We start from the raw sequence: 16,633 nt of genomic DNA, 5'->3' as shown, positions 1-16,633 counted from the left end.
ATGTCACGGCGCGGATGTTAGCGGGTTTCTTCCCTCAATTCAGGTCGGATCCGCCGCGACCCATTCCCTGTAGATCTCGTACCCGAGCGCCAGCCCCGTCGCGCCGACGAACATCCCCGGGATGCCCAGGGCCGCCATCCCGCCGAGGGCGCCGAAGAGGATCACCGGCATCGGCGCATCGACGCCGCGCCCGAGGAGAAGCGGCTTCAGGACGTTGTCGGCCATGCCGGTCACAAGGAGCACGATCGTGTGGGTGATCGCGGCGCCGGTGCCGTAGTCGCCCTTCGTCCAGATGTAGATGATGACCGGCAGCGTGACGATGAGCGCCGGTACCTGGGCGATCCCGAGGACGAGCGCGACGATGGCGAGCGCGCCGGCCACCTTGATCCCCGCGATGAGGAGCGCGATCCCGATGAGGATCGCCTGGATCGCGGCGACGCCGACGACCCCCTGCGCCACCGTGCGGATCGTCGCGGTCGAGAGCTTGGTGAACGCGTCGCCCCTCGCCGGCCCCGCGACGCGGCGGAAGATCGCGCGGCTCGCGCCCGCCCCGGCCTCGCCGTACGCCATCAGGATCCCGGCGACGATGAACGACGCGAGGAAGAGCAGAATGCCGCCGCCGATGCTCGCGATCATCGCGACCGCGCGCCTCGCCAGCTCGCCGATCTTCGGCTGCATGCTCTGCACGAACGCGGGAAGGTCCTCGTAGGCCTTGGCCCATACGCCGTAGATCTTGTTGCCCACGACCGGCCATTCCTGAACGGACTCGCGCGGTGCGGGAATCTCGATCGTGTTGCTCTGCACCGAGTCGATGAACCCGCGGATCGAGTCGGCGAACGAGCTCATGAGGAGCGCCGTCGGAACGACGATGAGGACGACGCCGATGACGACGATCAGCGTCGAGGCGAGCCACTGCTTGCCGACCTTCCGCGCGAGCCAACGGTCGAGCGGATACAACGTCACCGCGAGGATGATCGACCAGACGGCGAGCATGAGGAACGGCGAGAGGACCTGGTAGCAGAGGACCGCCAGCCCGCCGATCAGGCCGACGCGGATCACGAAGTCCATCGAGCGGGAGGAGTCGCGCTGCTCGTTTGCGTTCATGGGGTGCCTCGCCGCACCATCATGGCGGCGCACGCCCGGCGAAGTCAACGAGTCTACTCCGGCATCGTCTTCACTTCGCCTTGTTGAGCGCCACCGCCTCGCGGATGAGCGCCTTGAGCGCCTTTTCGTCGACCTTCTCGCCTTCGTGGAAGTCGATCGCGCGCCGCACGTTCCCGTCGAGGCTCGAGTTGAAGAGCTTCGAGGGGTCGTCGAGCGACGCGCCCTTCGCGAAGGTCATCTTCACCACCTTCTTGTACGCCTCGCCGGTGCAGATGAGCCCGTCGTGCGACCACACGGGGTTCTCCCACTTCCACTCCTCGACGATGCCGGGGTCGGCGGCCTTCACGACGGCACGGAGCTTCGCGAGCATCGCACCGCGCCAGCCGCCGAGCTCTTCGATCCTGGCGTCGATCATCTTCGAAGCCGGCTTGGCGGCGGATGCGGTCGTCTTCTTCATGCGATCCTCCCGAGCAGGTCGGCGAGCTTGCCGCCCATCATCTTCCAGCCGTAGCGCGCTCCGCCCGACTCGCGCTTCTGCTCGGCCTTGAAGCCGGTCTGCACGAGCGTGAGGCGCGTCCCCGAAGCCGTCGGCGCCAGCGTGAACGTCACGACCGTCTCGAGGAACGGCACCGTCCACGCGTAGCGGAGCGACCGGTTCTCGTCGATCGCAAGCATGCGGCAGCTCACGGTGCCGTCCCAGCCGGGGTACGGCTGCGTCTTGAACATGAACTCCGCGCCGGGCTCGGCCTTGAATCCGATCACCGGAAGCAGCCACTCGCGGAGCAGCTCGGGATCGGTGAGCGCGCGCCACACCTTCTCGGGCCGATGAGGGAGGTCGAATTCCATCTCGATCGTCTCGGTCTGGCCAGGGGCCGTCTTGTCGGTGACCATCGTCAGTCCATCCTCTCGAGCAGCTTCTCCAGGCGGCGCACGTGCTCCGTCCAGAAGCTGCGGTAGTGCGCGAGCCAGTCGATGAGCGGCTTCATCCCGCGCGGATCGACCCGGTAGTAAACGAGGCGCCCTTCGCGCCGGTCGCTCACGAGGCCGGCGCCCTTGAGCGCCGCGAGGTGCTGCGAGACGGCCGGCTGCGTGATGTCGAAGCGGGCCGTCAGGTCCTTGACCGCCGCTTCGCCGCCCATGAGCGACTTCAGGATCGCGCGGCGGCTCGGGTCGGCGAGCGCCTGGAAGATCCTGTTCTCTGCCGCCGCGCTCTGCATGAACAAACTATAAGCACATGCTTATGGATTGTCAAGCAGGATTCCGCAGGCAAGCGAAGGCGAGAACGTACCCGTCGGCATCGGTGATCTCGAACCCCCAGAGGCCGTCGTCGATGAACGACAATTCCTTCACGAACGAGACCCCTTGCCGCTTGAACTCCTCGAACAGCGCATCGGGATCCGCCGCGGAGATGTAGGCATCCCACCGCGCCCACGCGTGACGGGTCCGATTCGGTTGCGGCAGCACATCGGGAGCGATCGCTTTGAGCATGATGCCGACCCGGTCCCGGGTCACGCCCGCGTAGTACGGGTCGCCTTCCGGGCCCTCGAACTCGAGACGGAAGCCGAGGCGCTTCCGATAGAAGGCGATCGACGCGTGCAGATCCTTGACGATGAAGAACGGCCAGATTGCGTTGAGATTCGCGGTGCTCACGCCGGCAGCACCGCGTGGAACACTTCGGTCTCCAGCTTCGCAGGATCATTCTGCCAGTGGCCGTAAACCTCCCACCACACGTTCGCGTGCCGGCGGCCGTGCTCGCGAATGAAGCGGCGCACGGCTTGATGCGCATCGCGGAGACCAGAGTAGGGACCGGTGTGCAACGTCCGCGCGACCTCCCCAGCGAGCGTCGTCGTCGAGACGATGCCGTCGACGGCGCGGAGCGGAGAGGCGATCTCGACACCGATCTCGACCGTGACCTCGTCGTCCGATCCGTCGCGGAAGATGAAGAGGTTCTGGCCCGGCTGAACCACTTGCCCTGCGCGGACGGCGACGTAGACGCGGTCGAGGAGCGGGATGAGCTTCGGACCGAGCTCGGTCCACGGACGGCGGTCGCGCACCGCCGCGACGTGCCGGGCGGTCACGTTCTCGAGGGTGACCTCATGACTCACGTGACGAATCCTACCGCTCATCCCCCCGGAACGTTCCGTCCTCTCTTCGCGAGCCCGATGAGGGCATCGACGGCCGACGAGCCGAACAAGCGCGGCGCCCAGCCGTCGCCGCCGCGCACCCTCGCCCAGCTGATGCTGCCGATCCGGCCCGCCAGGTCGAACCGCGGACCGACCTTGAGCTCGGCATCCGCGATGGCCGCCGGGCCCGGGAACTTGCTCAGTGGCGTCGAGTCGTGAATCAACACGAAGCCCCCGGGCCGGACCCGCGGGCTCCACGTCTCGAAGTCCTGCGTGGCGCTCGGGAGATCGTGCGCGCCGTCGATGAAGACCGCCGAGATTTCTTCGGTCCACTCGCGCGCGACGTCCTGGGCACGGGCGACCCGCACGTCCACCACTTCGTCGACGCGCATCTTCCGCAGGTTGTATCGAAGCTCCGCCTCGGTGCGGTACAGGTGCGGATCGATGGAGACGAGCCGGCCGGGTGCCTTCGACGCGACGATGCCGGCGGCGAGGCAGCACGTCGAGAGGCCTCGCATCGATCCGATCTCCACGATGGGACGGCCCGCAGAGATCGACCTTCCGAGCTGGTAGAGGAACACACCCTCTTGAGGGAAGAGGTAGCCCTCGACCGACCACATGATTCCGGAAACACGATGTCCGCCGGGGAAGAAGAGGGCGATGCCCGCCTCCGACAGACGTCGACCGACCGACCTGAGGCGAACGATCTGCATGCCGGAGGCTACTTGGCCCCCATCACGTCCTGGACCTTCGCCGTGTCCATGTACTGCTGGAATCTGGTGAGCTTGCCGTCCTTGATGTCCCACACGTGGCAGACCTGTGCGTCCATGCTCTTCCCGGTCGCCTTGTACTTGCCGGTGTAGCGGCCCTCGACGATGACGCTGCGGCCCGCGTCGTGAAACGACTTGGGATGAACCGTGAAGCCGTCCCACTCCGAACCCAGCCTGACGAAGAGACTGTTCAGGACCGTGTCCGGTCCCACCCACGGCTCGCCGCTGGGCCGGTACGGGTTGCTCTCGGCCTGATACCACTTGATGTCCGGGCTCATCGCCCCGAGCACGGCCGGGATCTCGCCGCGGCCGAACGCCTCGTAGAGACTCTTGAGAAAACTCACGTTGTCCATGGACTCCTCTTCGCTCAGCGGACGTCGTAGTAGTAGGTCTTGCCGTCGGATAGCGCCGGGTCGTCGAACGAGGTCACCGCCTGGTGATCGACGAGCGTCACCGGGTTGACCTTGAAGTCCGGATCTTCCGCGCGCCGCAGCGTGAACGGCGCGTTCCCGCCGGTCCACGAGAGATGAAGGCTCCCGCCGGCCTTGTCGGCGTGGATCTGGATCGGCACCGGTCCGAAGCCGAGCACGTGGCCGTCGCGTGCGCCGACGTAGACGCGGCCGAATCCGATCCCGGGAGGGTTGAACTTCGACGCGGTTCCCACCGGCGCCGAGTATCGCAGCACCGGTGCCCCGGCGGACGGGACCGCGTCGTAGGCACGCAACGCTGCGTTGACGCCGGAGCCGTCGGGCATGAAGACCGTCCACACGAGCGCCGAGCCGCTCGTGGTTCCGTTGCTCGTCACGACGGTCGAGCTCGACCCGAATCCGAAATTGTCCGTCGAGCTCGCCACGAGCGTGAAGGTTGGGTTGCTGCGGCTGTCGAGCCCGTACTTCATGACGCGCAGCGGCGCGGCGTTCGTCGGGAAGTAGACGTAACCGCCGTCGCCCGGCCAGCACGACGGACGCGCCCACACGCCGGTCAGCCCGGAGATCTCGTTGATGACGTCGTCCTTCTTGTGTGTCGCCTGCTGGCACCCGCCCAGCACATCGCGGTCCAGGACATAGAGGATCCCCTGCTTCCCGATCTCGAGCGCCAGATGCGGATGGCCCGTCGTCCCGAAGTACGCGTCGGGAAGCGCGATCGGCCCCCCGGATCCGAGATCGGCGTCGGCGACGTCCATCGCCGGCCCGTTCCAGGGCGAGAAGAAATCCGCCGCGGCGAGAGTCCCGTCGGCCTGCACGTTGAGGCGCGCGACCGCCTCTCCGAGATCCGCGGGAGGAGCGTTGCTCGGGATCTGCGCTCCCGCCGAGCCGCCGTTCCCGGTCGCGACGATGATGCGCCCCGCACCGTCGGAGACGAGCCCTCCGCCCGACTGCCAGATCGCGGCGCCGTTCCCGCCCAGCGTCCCACGCGAAGTCCAGAGCGCCTTGAGCACGCCGCTCGTCGACACGCCCGCGATCCACCCCTGCCACGGAGCGATGTCGCAGTGCCCGCCGAATCCGGCATAGACGATGCCGTTCATGAGGAGGAGCCCGGGGCGCTGCAGCTCGTCATCCGCGTCGAACATCTGCGGGCTGTTCTGCGCGGTCCCGGAGATCTCGACGGGGAAGTTGGGCCTCTCGTCGCCGGTGATCAGGTCGACCGCGTGAGCGAACCACGCAGCGGGCCCCGACGTCCCGCTCGCGTAGGTCTTGGAGAAGAAGTAGGCGGTGTTCGTCGACTCGTCGACGACCGGTGTGCCCGTGATGCCGATCCACGGCGTGAGGTCGCCGCACCCGATGTCCGCCGGGTTCCACGGCGGCGCGACCTGGCGGCTCCACAGGATCGCCCCCGATTCCGGATCGAGACGGTAGATCCAGTTCTCCTCGGTCGCCACGAACAGCGACCGGTTGATGACGAGCGGCTGCGCGTACACCTGCCCCTCGACCGGTGTCGAGAACTGCTGCACGAAGCCGGCTCCGGCGACGAACGACGGCGACAACGACGCTTCGTCCGGGTACCACCCGGTCCGCCGGTCGTCGGCGGCGTTCGTCACACCGGCGGCGTGAGCGGCCGCGGGAATCGTGAGCGCGATCGCGGCGATGATGATGCGTGTCACGGCGTGCCCCCTGTTCCGGAGAATCTACGGTCAATTCACGGCTTCACGCCTTGCGAAGATCGCCATTGGGGAGACGGCCGGCCAGCCAGAGAACGTAGGCGCCCACGACGAGGTCGACCGCGAAGCACCACACGGGGTACCAACCGGGAACGCCCGGGTTCGTGAAGAACCGCGCGTGCGTCAAGTCGTACAGTCCGTGAAGGATCCAGAGGACGCCGACCGCGACCGCCGAGAACCGAACGCTCACGAAGGCGAAGGCGACGCCGGCGACGAGGAACGGAACGCCGTAGATCAGCTCCTTGAAGGCGAGAGCGTGCTCCCCGGCCCGCAGCGCCCACATCGCGTACAAGCTCGGCAGCGTCAGCAGCCCTATGGAATACAACCATTGCTGCCCGCGAATGACGCGTGCCACGACGATGGTGACGACACCGACCGCGGCGCCGATGAGCCCCTCGATCATTTCTTGGGACTCTTCTTCATCGCCTTCTTCGACTTCGTTGGCTTCGACTTCTTCGCCTCCGACTTGAAGATCATGCGGGTCGCGACCGTGCGCGTGAACGTGACGCCGCTATGCTCGATCGCGGCCGCGACGAGCTCATGGACATCCCCGCGATCGAGCTGCGATGCGGCCTCGAGGGTCACGCTGCGCACCTTGCTGCCGGCGCCTTCGAGGAGACCTTTCGGGTCGGCGAGCGACTTGTCGAAGTACAGCCGTACTCTCCGCGGATCGATCGAAAGGGCGACGATGCCCTCATAGCCTTGCTCCGTCGGACTGAACGACACCACGAGCGATCCGGCGTAGTCGTAAACGAGCTCGTACGTGCCGGGGAAGGCGCGGCGGAGCTTCGGCAGAGTGCGCTTCGCCAGAGCGACGATCTCGGGCGGGAACCGCGACAGCAGCTTGGAAAGCTGCGCACTGGGAGTCGGTTTCATGCGTTGACATGACCTCCTCGCGCATCTTAATACCCCTTGCATGCCGTCCCACCTCACCGTATACTGAACCGTATGGTTCAGTATGTACAAGCCCGGCTGGATGTCGCGTTCGCCGCGCTGTCGGATGCCACCCGGCGCGGCGTTCTGGAGCAGCTCGGACGCTCCGACGCTTCGATCACGGACCTCGCCGCGAAGTTCCACATGACCCTCACGGGCATGAAGAAGCACGTCGGCGTCCTGGAGCAGGCCGGGCTCGTCTCCACGGAGAAGGTTGGGCGCGTGCGGACCTGCAAGCTCGGCTCACGCCGGTTGGAGGAAGCGACGGCGTGGCTCGAGAGGTTCCACCAGCGCTGGGAAGCACGATTTGACGAGTTGGACAGGGTTGTCGAGGAGCTGAAACTGAAGGAGAAGATCGATGGACGCAAGAAGAGAGAGTGAGGCCACGGCCATGACGAACCGCACGACGTCGGAACGGAAGTCCGATCGTGAGCTCGTCGTCACACGAACCTTCAATGCCCCGGCGCGCATCGTGTTCGAGGCGTGGACCAAGGCCGAGCTGTTCAAACGCTGGTGGGTACCGAAGTCGTTCGGCATGACCCTGCTCTCGTGTGAGATGGACGTTCGTGTCGGGGGCACCTACCGCTTGGTGTTCCGCCACCCCGACTTCCCCGAGCCCATGCCGTTCTTCGGCACGTACGTCGAAGTGATACCGAATGCACGCCTCGTCTGGACCAACGACGAGGGTGGCGACGGCGGAGCGGTCACCACGGTCACCTTCGAAGAGAAGGGCGGCAAGACGCACCTCGTCATGACCGACCTCTACCCCTCGAAGCAAGCCCTCGACGATGCCGTCGCCTCCGGCAGCACGAGCGGCGGGATGGTCGAGCAGTTCGAGCAGCTCGACGAGCTATTCGCTACTTCTTGATCTCGACCATGACCGGCTTGTCCTTGTCCTTGATCCGGATCACGACGGTCTTCGAGATCTTGTCGGTGGCGTTGCGACCGAAGTGAGGGGTGTTGGGAGGCGTGTAGATCGCCTCCCCCGCCTTCACCACCTTCGTCCCGACGCCTTCGATCTCGAACGTCTGTTCTCCCTCGACGACGTACGTGATCTCGTGGCCGTTCGGATGCAAGTGCAGGGGCAGCCGGGCTCCGGGTTGCCACGTCGATTCGAAGACGACAACTTCCTGACCCGGAAGGTTCTTCAAGTCTGATTGAAGAACCTGCTTCGTTTCGTAGGGCGGAGCTTGAGCGTGGACGAGCTCGTTCGCGACGCTGCCCGCCACCATTCCGACTGCGAAGACTCCGGCCAGGGCCATGACTCGATTCATTCGATGTCTCCCTTGCTCATCTCGGGTAACCGAGCGACGCGAGGTCGGCCTTGATCTCGTCGAGGATCGCGGGGTCGTCGATCGTCGGCGGCACGTGGTAGGGCGTCCCGTCTGCGATGTGCTTGATCGTCCCGCGGACGATCTTTCCCGACCGCGTCTTGGGAAGGCGCTTCACGACCGTCGCCACCTTGAACGACGCGACGGGCCCCACCCTCTCGCGCACCATCTCGATGAGCTCCGCAACGATCTCCGCAGGAGGCCGGGCGACACCGGCCTTGAGGACGACGAGCCCCAGCGGGACCTCGCCCTTCATCTCGTCGGCCGCGCCGAAGACCGCGCACTCCGCCACGTCGTGGTGCGCCGCGAGCACCTCTTCGAGGACGCCGGTGGAGAGGCGGTGCCCCGCGACGTTGATGACGTCGTCGGTGCGGCTCATGACCGAGATGTAGCCCTCCTCGTCCATGAACCCCGCATCGGCGGTCTTGTAGAAGCCGGGGAACGCGGTCAGGTAGCCGTCGCGGTACGCATCGTCGCGCTTCCAGAGAGTCGGAAGGCAGCCCGGCGGCAGCGGAAGCTTGATGACGATATTGCCCGTGGTGCCTGCGGGCACGTCGTGCCCGTCGTCGCCCAGCACGCGCACGTCGTAGCCGGGCACCGCCCTGCCGCACGACCCCGGCTTCACCGGAAACAGTCCGAGGCCCGCGAAGTTCGCTCCGACCGGCCAGCCCGTTTCCGTCTGCCACCAGTGATCGATGACGGGAACGCCCAGCTTCTCGCCCGCCCACAGCAACGTGTCCGGATCGCAACGCTCGCCGGCGAGGAACAGCGTGCGGAAGCGGCTCATGTCGTACCGGTGCATGTGCGTGCCTTCGGGATCCTCGCGCTTGATCGCGCGGAACGCCGTCGGCGCCGTGAAGAGCGCGCTCACACCGTGCTGCGACGCCACGCGCCAGAACGCTCCCGGATCAGGCGTGCCGACGGGCTTCCCCTCGTAGAGCACCGTGGTGTTCCCGTGCAGCAGCGGGCCGTACACGATGTAGGAGTGGCCGACGGCCCAGCCGAGATCGGACGCGGACCAGAACACCTCGTCCGGCGAGACGCCGTAGACGCTTCCCATGCTCCACTTCAGCGCCACCGCGTGCCCGCCGTTGTCCCTGACGACGCCCTTCGGCATCCCCGTGGTGCCGGATGTGTAGAGGATGTAGAGCGGATCGGTCGCGGCGACGCTGACGCACTCCGCCGGCCGCGCTTTGGCGACGAACTCCGACCACGCGACGTCGCGCCCCGCGACCATCGACGCCTCGAGCTGCGGCCGCTGGAGGATCACGCACCGCTCCGGCTTCGCCGTGGCGATCTCGATCGCGCGGTCGAGGAGCGGCTTGTAGGGAACGACGCGCCCCGGCTCGATGCCGCACGACCCGCTGACGACGACCTTCGGCTTCGCGTCGTCGATGCGCGCGGCCAGCTCGTGCGCGGCGAATCCGCCGAAGACGACCGAGTGCACGGCACCGATACGCGCGCAGGCGAGCATCGCGACCACCGCCTCCGGCACCATCGGCATGTAGATGATGACGCGGTCGCCCTTCCCCACGCCGCTCGCGGCGAGCGCGCCCGCGAACCGCGCCACCTCGCCCTGAAGCTCGCGGTAGGTGTAGGTCTTCATCGTCCCGGTGACCGGGCTGTCGTAGATCAGTGCAGCTCGCTCACCCCGGCCGCGGTCGACGTGCACGTCGAGCGCGTTGTAACAGGTGTTGAGCACGCCGCCGGTGAACCACCGGTAGAAGGGCGCCTTCGTGTCGTCGAGCACGCGATCCCACTTCCGCTCCCAGTGGATCGCCTCCGCCGCCTCCGCCCAGAATCGCTCCGGGTCGCGCCGCCAACGATCGTACGTTTCCCGATATCCGGTCTTCACCGGGACCCTCCCGACTTGCCCTTCGTGAGCTGCTCGTTGAAGGCCGAGGAGCCCCCGCGAGGAATGCTCAACGTGCGCCACTTGGGACCGGCGAGGTGCTTCGCAAGGAATACGATTTGGCCCGTGTGGGCGCCGTAGTGCGTGAGCTGGCGGTTGATCGCCTCGACCACCGAATGAGGCTCCGAGCGGATGGTGACGTCGCGGTCCAGGTCGGTTTCGGCGAGCGATGTGAGAGCGTCGAACAGGCACGCCCAGCCCCGCTCCCATCGCGCCAGCAGGTCCTCTCGCGACAGCGATGCCGGGTCCTCGAACTCCGAGTCGCGGTCGCGCGTCGGTTTCTCTCCGTCGGTGGTCAAGAAATCGGTCCAGCGGGAGAGCATGTTTCCCGACAGATGGAGCATGAGCGTGACGATGCTGTTCGACCCGGGATCGAGCCGGTGGCTCCACTGGTCGTACGCCACCTGAGCGATGGCGCGGTCGCACTGCCGCCGCAGCTCCCGGAAGCGTTCGATGACGTCGGTGAGGTAAGCGGTGCCGTTCATGGGTGACCTCGCTCTCCGATCCGCTCGAAGACAAGCGTCGCGTTGTTCGTCGGCAACTCGACCAGCTCGGCGAGCCTGAGCCGGTTCGCCTCCGCAAGCTTCCTCAGGTCGGCGATGTCGCGCACGCCCCATTCCGGGTTGTCGCGCCGGAGGCCGGCATCGAACGCCTCGTTACTCGGCGCATTGTGCGCGCCATCGCGGCGGAACGCGCCGTAGAGGAACAACCTGCCGCCCGGACTGAGATGGCGCCCCGCGCCGGCGAAGATGCCTTCCGCCACGTGCCATGGCGCGATGTGGATGACGTTGACGCAGAGAATCGCCGCAAAGGCTGATGGCAACCCATGCTCCGCAAGCTTCCAGTCCTTGGCGCCGGCATCGAGACGGACCGGTGCCTGGACGTTGTCGCGACCCTCGTGCCTGCGCCAAGCGTCGATGCTGCGGAGGTGACCGTCGAGATGGTCGCTCGGCCACCACGTGATCCCCGGCGATTGCCCGGCGAACTCCACCACGTGCTGACCGGTGCCGCTGCCGATCTCCAGCACGTCGCCGCTGCGGCCCGGGAGAAAGCGTGACAGCACCGACCAGATCGCCATGTGGTTGCGATGGTAAGCCGTCGCATCGAGCCGGCCGTCGGCCTCGGCAGGTGGCGTGCCGCCCTTGCCGAATTCGGCGACGTGCCCGGGCTCGTCCGGCGGTTGTTCGACCATGGCGAGATTCTACGCGCCGGTCGGCTAGCATGACGCCCCCAGCGAGAGACTGACGAGGCGATTGCCATGACGAGAATCCACGTCCTCGGCGCGGGCCCCGTGGGGCTGCTCCTCACCGCGCTCCTCCAATCCACCGAGCGGTTCTCCGTGCACCTCTACGAGAAGCGGCGCGAGTACACGCGGACCCGCATGGTGCAGATCGCGCCCTACCTCGTCGCGGAGTCGGTCGCGAGCTACTGCACCGACCCCATCGACGAAGAGAGCGTGCAGGCCGTCTTCGCTCCCGAGGAGATCGACGAGGGCCTCGCGTTCCGGCAGTCGATTCCGCCCGATCTGATGTCGCTCCTGCGGGATTGGTCGCGGGGGTTCTGCCCGCTCAACACGATCGAGCGCTCCCTCAGCGATCTCATCGACGCGCGCTCGTCGCAGCGGGTGGAGCGCATCCCGGCGGTCGTCACCGCGGATGACGCGATCGCACGCCTCGAGCCCGGCGACGTCCTGATCGACTGCACGGGGACGCGATCCGTGCTCCGGGACCGGCTCGTCCCCGGCCCCGGCGACGACGACGCGAACACGCTCCGGATCCGGCTCGAGTACGCGCTCGTCGTCACGTTCCTCTACGGACGGGCGTACGACTGCAACGAGTACTGCAAGTACTACAAGAACGTCGAGAACCAGGCCTACAAGTTCATCCCCGCGGTCAACCGCACGTTCTACGACGGCACCCTCACCCACGTCACCGGCATCGTGAGCATCTCCGCCGACGAGTACGAGCGGATGCCGTCGCGCTTCGACGGCCCTTGGCTTCGCGCCCACTTCCCGCACGTCGCCGCGTCGATGGACCGCTTCATCGACAAGGTGAAGGACGAGACGCACGGCGAGATCGTGGGCGACCTGGAGATCGTCCGGATCCCGCTCGACCTCTACCACGCGCGCCACGCCACCAGCCGCGCCTGGCAGAGCGCCGATCACCCGTTCGGCCGTTCCCCGGTGTTCCTGGTCGGCGACGCGGCGATGGGGTCGCCGTACTTCCAGTCGATCTCGCTGGGCTTCGAATGCGCGATCTTCCTGGCGGGGCTGCTCGCGCAGCGCGACCTACCGCTTGCGGACCTGCTCGATCGCTACGAGCTGTACGCCTACAAACAGTGGCTTCGCGTCTACATGCGCAGCAAGATGATCAAGCACAACAAAGACCTGCTGGAGTGTGTCGGCGACACGGAATCCCTGCTGGAGAAGCTGCACATCTACTGACGGTCGGAAGTCGGCCCGGGCAGCATCGCTGCTAGGCGCCATCGTACGCTCTCTCCAATGCCGCCACGTCGAGCTTCACCATCTTCATCATCGCGTCCATCACAGCCTGTACCTTCTTCGGGTTCTTGTCGGCGATGAGCTCCATGAAACGCCTCGGGACGATCTGCCACGTGACGCCGAACTGATCGGTGATCCAGCCACACTGCGACGGGGTTGCGCCGGCGCTGACGAGCTTGTTCCAGTACAGGTCAACTTCACCCTGGTCTTCACAGTCGACGAAGAGCGAGAAGCCTTCGGAGAACTTGAAGTACGGGCCGCCGTTGTATCCCATGAAGGACTGACCACCGATGACGAATTCGGCGGACGTGACGGGGCCGTCCTTACCGGTGCGGGCGACGTTCTTGATCTCGGAGTCCGGGAATGTGGCGGCGTAGAACGCCATTGCAGCTTCGAGTTGGTCGTTGAACATCAAGAAAGGTGTCACTTTGGACATCTGCGTATCTCCCTCGTTAGCCGGCTGCGTCCGCAAGGGCGCGAGCTACCACCGCATCGACGTGAATCTGCGTCGTGTCGAGGAACGGCAATGGGTGCGCGGAGTCTCGCAAGAGCAACGGCAGCTCGGTCCCACCGAGGACCACACCGTCGATCCCGTCGCGCCGATGCATGCGCTCGATCACGGCCATGAATCCGGCGCGTGTCTCAGGCAAGAACTTTCCCGACACCAGCTCGTTGACGTACCTCTCGTGAACGTAGACCTGATCCTCGGCCACCGGAACGACCACGGCGATTCCGCGCCTTGCGAACGCTGCCGGGTAAAACTCCCCCTGCATTGTGAACCGTGCTCCTATCAGTCCGACTCGCTTCAATCCCATGCCCTGCGCGGTCTCGCACGTGGCTTCCACGATACTCACGAGCTCGATCGGCGAGCGCTGCTGGACCTCGTCGAAAACGAGATGAGGAGTGTTCGCCGCAAACAAGGCGAGCTCCGTCCCGGCGCGGGCCAGCGCTTCGACCGCCCCGAGCAAATACTCGATGAGGCCGGCACGGTCATCCAGTCCTGCAAGGGACAGTAACCTCGACAGATCGATGCTGTTGATGAAGATGCCGGGAGTCTCGTGGCTGCCGGCTTTACGGAAGCGGGACAGAAGCAATCGGTAGTAATCGACCGTCGACTCCGGCCCGATTCCACCGACGATGCCGATGACCTTCACTCGAATGCCTCTTGAGACACCGACCGCCCTGATGTTGTCCGGCTAACGATGTTCTTTCTCTGGGCCTGGTCGCCCCATCCGACACCCCCGTAATTAGGCGGAAGTGTCTACTTTATCGAGGGAAGATCCTGCGACGGGCTGACGCGCCAGTTAGACGTCACGTTACCGTTGTCCCGGCCTGAGCGACAGCGTTCCGCATTCACCGCTCAGCTCCGACTGCAGTACCCCGAGGACCTCGCGGACGGGCATAGTGGGCGTGATGGCCCTCCGCACTTGCGCAGCTCTTGGCGCGCACATGTCTGACATGGACTTGATAAAGAGATTCCCATCTTTCAATTTGAATTTCATTCCATTGATAAGCACAGTTCCCGCTCTTGTATCGATCTCCAATTCTTCGTCATCGCTCCGTTCATAGTATCGGGTCCATTGACTCCCACCCTGCATGCTCGAAAAGCCACCACGTTTCAAGTCCCGGACATCAAAGACATACAGGAGAAGCGCCGGCTCACGAGATTCGCTTCCTACTGTCACGCACGGGGAGCTTTCGAACCGCTTCAGAGTAGCGTCGGTTCCCACCAGCTGGTACACGGTTCCCGGGATGACGCACCTATCGCCGCGGAGATAGCTGCCTACGAGATCGCACCCCGACAAGGATGCAAGGGCGAAGAGCATCGCAGCGTTTCTTGCGGGCGCTTGAAGCGTGCGGTGCCCCCTTTCGTGACGTCTAACGCCCGCGGTAACGCGCGCGCCCGGTGGCGCGGCGCGTGCCGCAGTAAGCACGCGCCGTGACGACGGAGTGCGGCGCGTTGACCGCGCAGTTAGCGACCATGCTGCGCTCGTTGCGGCGCGCCCAGGAAAGCGCGCACCTTAGTACTGAAGTACAAGCGGAGTACGTACACGCACAGGAGGAGCGGAATGGTGATCCGGGCCAACATCGCTCCGAAGCGTTGACTCGGCGCGATCTCGAGTTTTGGAAGCGGACCCTGTGAGCGCACCAGTTGTGACACGAGGACAAGCAGCAGAAGGACGATCGCGAATCCGATACTGCCGCGCCACGCCCATGGTCGCCGACGCAGGAGGCCATAGAAGAGGTAGGCGATCGGAGCGGCCAAAACGAAATAGAGCAGAAGGCCCATCACCACTCTCAGGACGGGCAAGCCCGCCTCAGCCGAATTACCCTTCTTGAAGGTGGCGGCCAGCGCTCCAACGCTCACGATTCCAAACAACAGGATCACGAGTGCTTGGGTCATCCAAATCAGGGCCGGTCGATTAGTCCTGGAATCGAGTTCAGTCATCCGAGTTCCGTGTGTCGCTAACGAATGCGTTCAGCCGACCACCGGCTGGCGCGACGCGTGCGCTGCACGCGGCGTGACAGCCGAGTGGGGGATCTTCCCTCGATTCGGTAGACACACGCAGGTGATCTACGCGGCTCCCTTTTCATAGTCAACTGGTGATTGATAAGACAGTGCGGAATGAAGACGCTTGCGGTTGTAGTAGCTGACGTATCGATGTAGTTCTCGACGAAGATCTCTCACGCTTTCGAAGCGCTGACCATGAATGACGTCAGCCTTCAGCGAGTGAAAGAACGATTCCATATGTGCGTTCTCGTCCGGCGCGCCACCTCGAGTCACGCTCTGGTACACGCCATGTTTCTCAAGGTGATCACGGAGCGCTGAGCCCAGAAACTCACTGCCCCGATCGCTGTGAAAGATCAATCCCCTCTCAGGGCCTCGCCGACGGATCGCGGCCGCGATCGCCGCACGCGTGAATCGTGCGTCTCGAACGGAACCAAGCCGCCAGGACAACACTCGGCGAGAATATTGATCCAGGACCGTCACCAGAAACCACCAGCGCCCTCCGACCGGGAGATACGTCACGTCGCCCACCCAGATCTGATCGCGGCGAGTCGCCAAGGTCCGCTGCACACGGTTCGGGTGCTGGTTGAACCATCGATGTGTCCCGGCCTTCCGGCGGTAGACGCGCACGACGCGCGCTCTCAATCCACCGACCCGCATCAACCGTTCAACTCGTCGGCGACTGATGCGAAAACCTTGGGTCGCGAGGGCCTGATGGAGTCGCGGACTTCCATACGTCCCGCCACTCTGCTTGAAAACTGATTCCATCGTCTCAAGAAGTCTCCGGTCCTGTTCCCGGCGAGGACTCGCGGGGCGCTGCCGCCACGCGTAGTAGCCGGCCCGTGTCACGCCAAACAGCGTGCACAGGCGGGCGACGCTCATCGATTTCCGGTGCGCTTCGATGAACGTGAACGTCTCGCCTTTTGTTCGGAACAGAACCGGATGGCTTTTTTTAGGAGGGCATGCTCCTCCTGCAGCATCCGATGCTCACGCTCGAGCTCCTGCAGTGCGCGAACTTCTCGCACTGGCGGCCTCGACGTCTTCTGCTTCGACACCCCAGTTTTGGGCCGAAGGCGTCCCTCGCGGAATTCCTTCCGCCATCGCGACAGCATGTACGGGTGGATGTCCAGCGCTTCGGCGACCGCCTGAACCTGAATCCCGGGACGGTAACTGAGTTGCACTGCCGCTCGCTTGAACTCAAGGCCGTAGCTTGGCGTTTTCTTCGGGCCCGGTCGCCCCATCCGACACCCCCTAGTTAGGCGGAAGTGTCTACTTTATCGAGGGAAGATCCTG

At 65.2% G+C, this 16,633-nt stretch carries 23 protein-coding genes; 3 read left to right on the top strand and 20 right to left on the bottom strand.

Features of this window, described 5'->3' with window-relative positions; translation table 11 throughout:
* Positions 1–39: 39 nt before the first annotated feature.
* The 11 genes from VFV19_15955 to VFV19_15905 form a co-directional block, all read right to left on the bottom strand.
* Positions 40–1,104 carry an AI-2E family transporter gene (locus VFV19_15955; protein HEX4825796.1) on the bottom strand — a complete coding sequence of 355 codons (1,065 nt, stop codon included), beginning with the start codon at positions 1,102–1,104 and terminating at the stop codon, positions 40–42.
* 70 nt (positions 1,105–1,174) lie between these two features.
* Positions 1,175–1,561 carry a DUF1801 domain-containing protein gene (locus tag VFV19_15950; GenBank protein HEX4825795.1) on the bottom strand — a complete coding sequence of 129 codons (387 nt, stop codon included), beginning with the start codon at positions 1,559–1,561 and terminating at the stop codon, positions 1,175–1,177.
* Entirely contained in the window at positions 1,558–1,995 is a 438-nt protein-coding gene (locus VFV19_15945; protein ID HEX4825794.1) for an SRPBCC domain-containing protein, read from the bottom strand. The genes VFV19_15950 and VFV19_15945 overlap by 4 nt, the downstream gene beginning before the upstream one ends.
* A gap of 2 nt (positions 1,996–1,997) precedes the next feature.
* Positions 1,998–2,321 carry a metalloregulator ArsR/SmtB family transcription factor gene (locus VFV19_15940; protein ID HEX4825793.1) on the bottom strand — a complete coding sequence of 108 codons (324 nt, stop codon included), beginning with the start codon at positions 2,319–2,321 and terminating at the stop codon, positions 1,998–2,000.
* 31 nt (positions 2,322–2,352) lie between these two features.
* Positions 2,353–2,754 carry a VOC family protein gene (locus VFV19_15935; GenBank protein HEX4825792.1) on the bottom strand — a complete coding sequence of 134 codons (402 nt, stop codon included), beginning with the start codon at positions 2,752–2,754 and terminating at the stop codon, positions 2,353–2,355.
* Positions 2,751–3,209 (bottom strand): GyrI-like domain-containing protein, encoded by a 459-nt coding sequence (locus tag VFV19_15930; protein HEX4825791.1) that lies wholly within the window; start codon positions 3,207–3,209, stop codon positions 2,751–2,753. The genes VFV19_15935 and VFV19_15930 overlap by 4 nt, the downstream gene beginning before the upstream one ends.
* A 17-nt stretch (positions 3,210–3,226) precedes the next feature.
* Positions 3,227–3,940 carry a class I SAM-dependent methyltransferase gene (locus tag VFV19_15925; GenBank protein HEX4825790.1) on the bottom strand — a complete coding sequence of 238 codons (714 nt, stop codon included), beginning with the start codon at positions 3,938–3,940 and terminating at the stop codon, positions 3,227–3,229.
* A gap of 8 nt (positions 3,941–3,948) precedes the next feature.
* Complete coding sequence (locus VFV19_15920) at positions 3,949–4,350, bottom strand: nuclear transport factor 2 family protein (GenBank protein HEX4825789.1); 402 nt, start codon at positions 4,348–4,350, stop codon at positions 3,949–3,951.
* Positions 4,351–4,364: 14 nt separating this feature from the next.
* Complete coding sequence (locus VFV19_15915; GenBank protein ID HEX4825788.1) at positions 4,365–6,098, bottom strand: hypothetical protein; 1,734 nt, start codon at positions 6,096–6,098, stop codon at positions 4,365–4,367.
* 43 nt (positions 6,099–6,141) lie between these two features.
* On the bottom strand, positions 6,142–6,558 hold the full coding sequence (locus tag VFV19_15910) for a hypothetical protein (GenBank protein HEX4825787.1): 417 nt from the start codon (positions 6,556–6,558) through the stop codon (positions 6,142–6,144).
* Positions 6,555–7,031 (bottom strand): hypothetical protein, encoded by a 477-nt coding sequence (locus VFV19_15905; protein HEX4825786.1) that lies wholly within the window; start codon positions 7,029–7,031, stop codon positions 6,555–6,557. Before VFV19_15905 ends, VFV19_15910 begins: the two co-directional genes overlap by 4 nt.
* A gap of 36 nt (positions 7,032–7,067) precedes the next feature.
* Between VFV19_15905 and VFV19_15900 the strand changes: the two genes are divergently transcribed.
* Both VFV19_15900 and VFV19_15895 read left to right on the top strand, forming a co-directional pair.
* Positions 7,068–7,469 carry a metalloregulator ArsR/SmtB family transcription factor gene (locus VFV19_15900; protein ID HEX4825785.1) on the top strand — a complete coding sequence of 134 codons (402 nt, stop codon included), beginning with the start codon at positions 7,068–7,070 and terminating at the stop codon, positions 7,467–7,469.
* A 10-nt stretch (positions 7,470–7,479) separates the two neighbouring features.
* On the top strand, positions 7,480–7,956 hold the full coding sequence (locus VFV19_15895; GenBank protein ID HEX4825784.1) for an SRPBCC family protein: 477 nt from the start codon (positions 7,480–7,482) through the stop codon (positions 7,954–7,956).
* On the opposite strand, the gene VFV19_15890 is transcribed toward VFV19_15895, so the two are convergent.
* Genes VFV19_15890 through VFV19_15875 form a run of 4 tightly spaced genes read right to left on the bottom strand, consistent with a single transcriptional unit; the run spans position 7,946 to position 11,523 of the window.
* Complete coding sequence (locus VFV19_15890) at positions 7,946–8,362, bottom strand: cupin domain-containing protein (GenBank protein HEX4825783.1); 417 nt, start codon at positions 8,360–8,362, stop codon at positions 7,946–7,948. The genes VFV19_15895 and VFV19_15890 overlap by 11 nt on opposite strands.
* 16 nt (positions 8,363–8,378) lie before the next feature.
* On the bottom strand, positions 8,379–10,274 hold the full coding sequence (locus tag VFV19_15885; GenBank protein HEX4825782.1) for a propionyl-CoA synthetase: 1,896 nt from the start codon (positions 10,272–10,274) through the stop codon (positions 8,379–8,381).
* Positions 10,271–10,816: a DUF1572 family protein gene (locus tag VFV19_15880; GenBank protein ID HEX4825781.1), complete on the bottom strand. Its 546-nt coding sequence runs from the start codon at positions 10,814–10,816 to the stop codon at positions 10,271–10,273. The genes VFV19_15885 and VFV19_15880 overlap by 4 nt, the downstream gene beginning before the upstream one ends.
* Positions 10,813–11,523, bottom strand: coding sequence for a DUF938 domain-containing protein (locus VFV19_15875; GenBank protein HEX4825780.1), 711 nt, complete (start codon positions 11,521–11,523; stop codon positions 10,813–10,815). Before VFV19_15875 ends, VFV19_15880 begins: the two co-directional genes overlap by 4 nt.
* Positions 11,524–11,589: 66 nt before the next feature.
* Between VFV19_15875 and VFV19_15870 the strand changes: the two genes are divergently transcribed.
* Positions 11,590–12,774, top strand: a complete 1,185-nt coding sequence (locus VFV19_15870; protein HEX4825779.1) for a hypothetical protein — start codon at positions 11,590–11,592, stop codon at positions 12,772–12,774.
* Between the two features lie 31 nt (positions 12,775–12,805).
* Here the strand turns inward: VFV19_15870 and VFV19_15865 are convergent, their stop codons facing one another.
* The 5 genes from VFV19_15865 to VFV19_15845 form a co-directional block, all read right to left on the bottom strand.
* Positions 12,806–13,267, bottom strand: coding sequence for a VOC family protein (locus VFV19_15865; protein ID HEX4825778.1), 462 nt, complete (start codon positions 13,265–13,267; stop codon positions 12,806–12,808).
* A gap of 16 nt (positions 13,268–13,283) precedes the next feature.
* On the bottom strand, positions 13,284–13,985 hold the full coding sequence (locus VFV19_15860) for an amino acid racemase (protein ID HEX4825777.1): 702 nt from the start codon (positions 13,983–13,985) through the stop codon (positions 13,284–13,286).
* Between the two features lie 818 nt (positions 13,986–14,803).
* Positions 14,804–15,235: a hypothetical protein gene (locus tag VFV19_15855; GenBank protein ID HEX4825776.1), complete on the bottom strand. Its 432-nt coding sequence runs from the start codon at positions 15,233–15,235 to the stop codon at positions 14,804–14,806.
* Positions 15,236–15,406: 171 nt separating this feature from the next.
* Positions 15,407–16,276 (bottom strand): IS3 family transposase, encoded by an 870-nt coding sequence (locus VFV19_15850; protein ID HEX4825775.1) that lies wholly within the window; start codon positions 16,274–16,276, stop codon positions 15,407–15,409.
* Positions 16,219–16,581, bottom strand: a complete 363-nt coding sequence (locus tag VFV19_15845) for a transposase (GenBank protein ID HEX4825774.1) — start codon at positions 16,579–16,581, stop codon at positions 16,219–16,221. Before VFV19_15845 ends, VFV19_15850 begins: the two co-directional genes overlap by 58 nt.
* Positions 16,582–16,633 lie beyond the last annotated feature (52 nt).

Source organism: Candidatus Polarisedimenticolaceae bacterium (genome assembly GCA_036275915.1).
GTDB lineage: Bacteria > Acidobacteriota > Polarisedimenticolia > Polarisedimenticolales > DASRJG01 > DASRJG01.
The sequence above is the reverse complement of the archived record's forward strand: the minus strand, read 5'-3'. Positions and strand labels throughout refer to the sequence as shown.

Excerpts from the sequence above, each read along its gene's own strand:
- VFV19_15890 (HEX4825783.1), bottom strand. The coding sequence starts at position 8,362 with ATGAATCGAGTCATGGCCCTGGCCGGAGTCTTCGCAGTCGGAATGGTG.
- VFV19_15905 (HEX4825786.1), bottom strand. The coding sequence starts at position 7,031 with ATGAAACCGACTCCCAGTGCGCAGCTTTCCAAGCTGCTGTCGCGGTTC.
- VFV19_15950 (HEX4825795.1), bottom strand. The coding sequence starts at position 1,561 with ATGAAGAAGACGACCGCATCCGCCGCCAAGCCGGCTTCGAAGATGATC.
- VFV19_15955 (HEX4825796.1), bottom strand. The coding sequence starts at position 1,104 with ATGAACGCAAACGAGCAGCGCGACTCCTCCCGCTCGATGGACTTCGTG.
- VFV19_15945 (HEX4825794.1), bottom strand. The coding sequence starts at position 1,995 with ATGGTCACCGACAAGACGGCCCCTGGCCAGACCGAGACGATCGAGATG.
- VFV19_15895 (HEX4825784.1), top strand. The coding sequence starts at position 7,480 with ATGACGAACCGCACGACGTCGGAACGGAAGTCCGATCGTGAGCTCGTC.
- VFV19_15875 (HEX4825780.1), bottom strand. The coding sequence starts at position 11,523 with ATGGTCGAACAACCGCCGGACGAGCCCGGGCACGTCGCCGAATTCGGC.
- VFV19_15865 (HEX4825778.1), bottom strand. The coding sequence starts at position 13,267 with ATGTCCAAAGTGACACCTTTCTTGATGTTCAACGACCAACTCGAAGCT.
- VFV19_15845 (HEX4825774.1), bottom strand. The coding sequence starts at position 16,581 with ATGGGGCGACCGGGCCCGAAGAAAACGCCAAGCTACGGCCTTGAGTTC.
- VFV19_15920 (HEX4825789.1), bottom strand. The coding sequence starts at position 4,350 with ATGGACAACGTGAGTTTTCTCAAGAGTCTCTACGAGGCGTTCGGCCGC.
- VFV19_15870 (HEX4825779.1), top strand. The coding sequence starts at position 11,590 with ATGACGAGAATCCACGTCCTCGGCGCGGGCCCCGTGGGGCTGCTCCTC.
- VFV19_15880 (HEX4825781.1), bottom strand. The coding sequence starts at position 10,816 with ATGAACGGCACCGCTTACCTCACCGACGTCATCGAACGCTTCCGGGAG.
- VFV19_15855 (HEX4825776.1), bottom strand. The coding sequence starts at position 15,235 with ATGACCCAAGCACTCGTGATCCTGTTGTTTGGAATCGTGAGCGTTGGA.
- VFV19_15910 (HEX4825787.1), bottom strand. The coding sequence starts at position 6,558 with ATGATCGAGGGGCTCATCGGCGCCGCGGTCGGTGTCGTCACCATCGTC.
- VFV19_15925 (HEX4825790.1), bottom strand. The coding sequence starts at position 3,940 with ATGCAGATCGTTCGCCTCAGGTCGGTCGGTCGACGTCTGTCGGAGGCG.
- VFV19_15940 (HEX4825793.1), bottom strand. The coding sequence starts at position 2,321 with ATGCAGAGCGCGGCGGCAGAGAACAGGATCTTCCAGGCGCTCGCCGAC.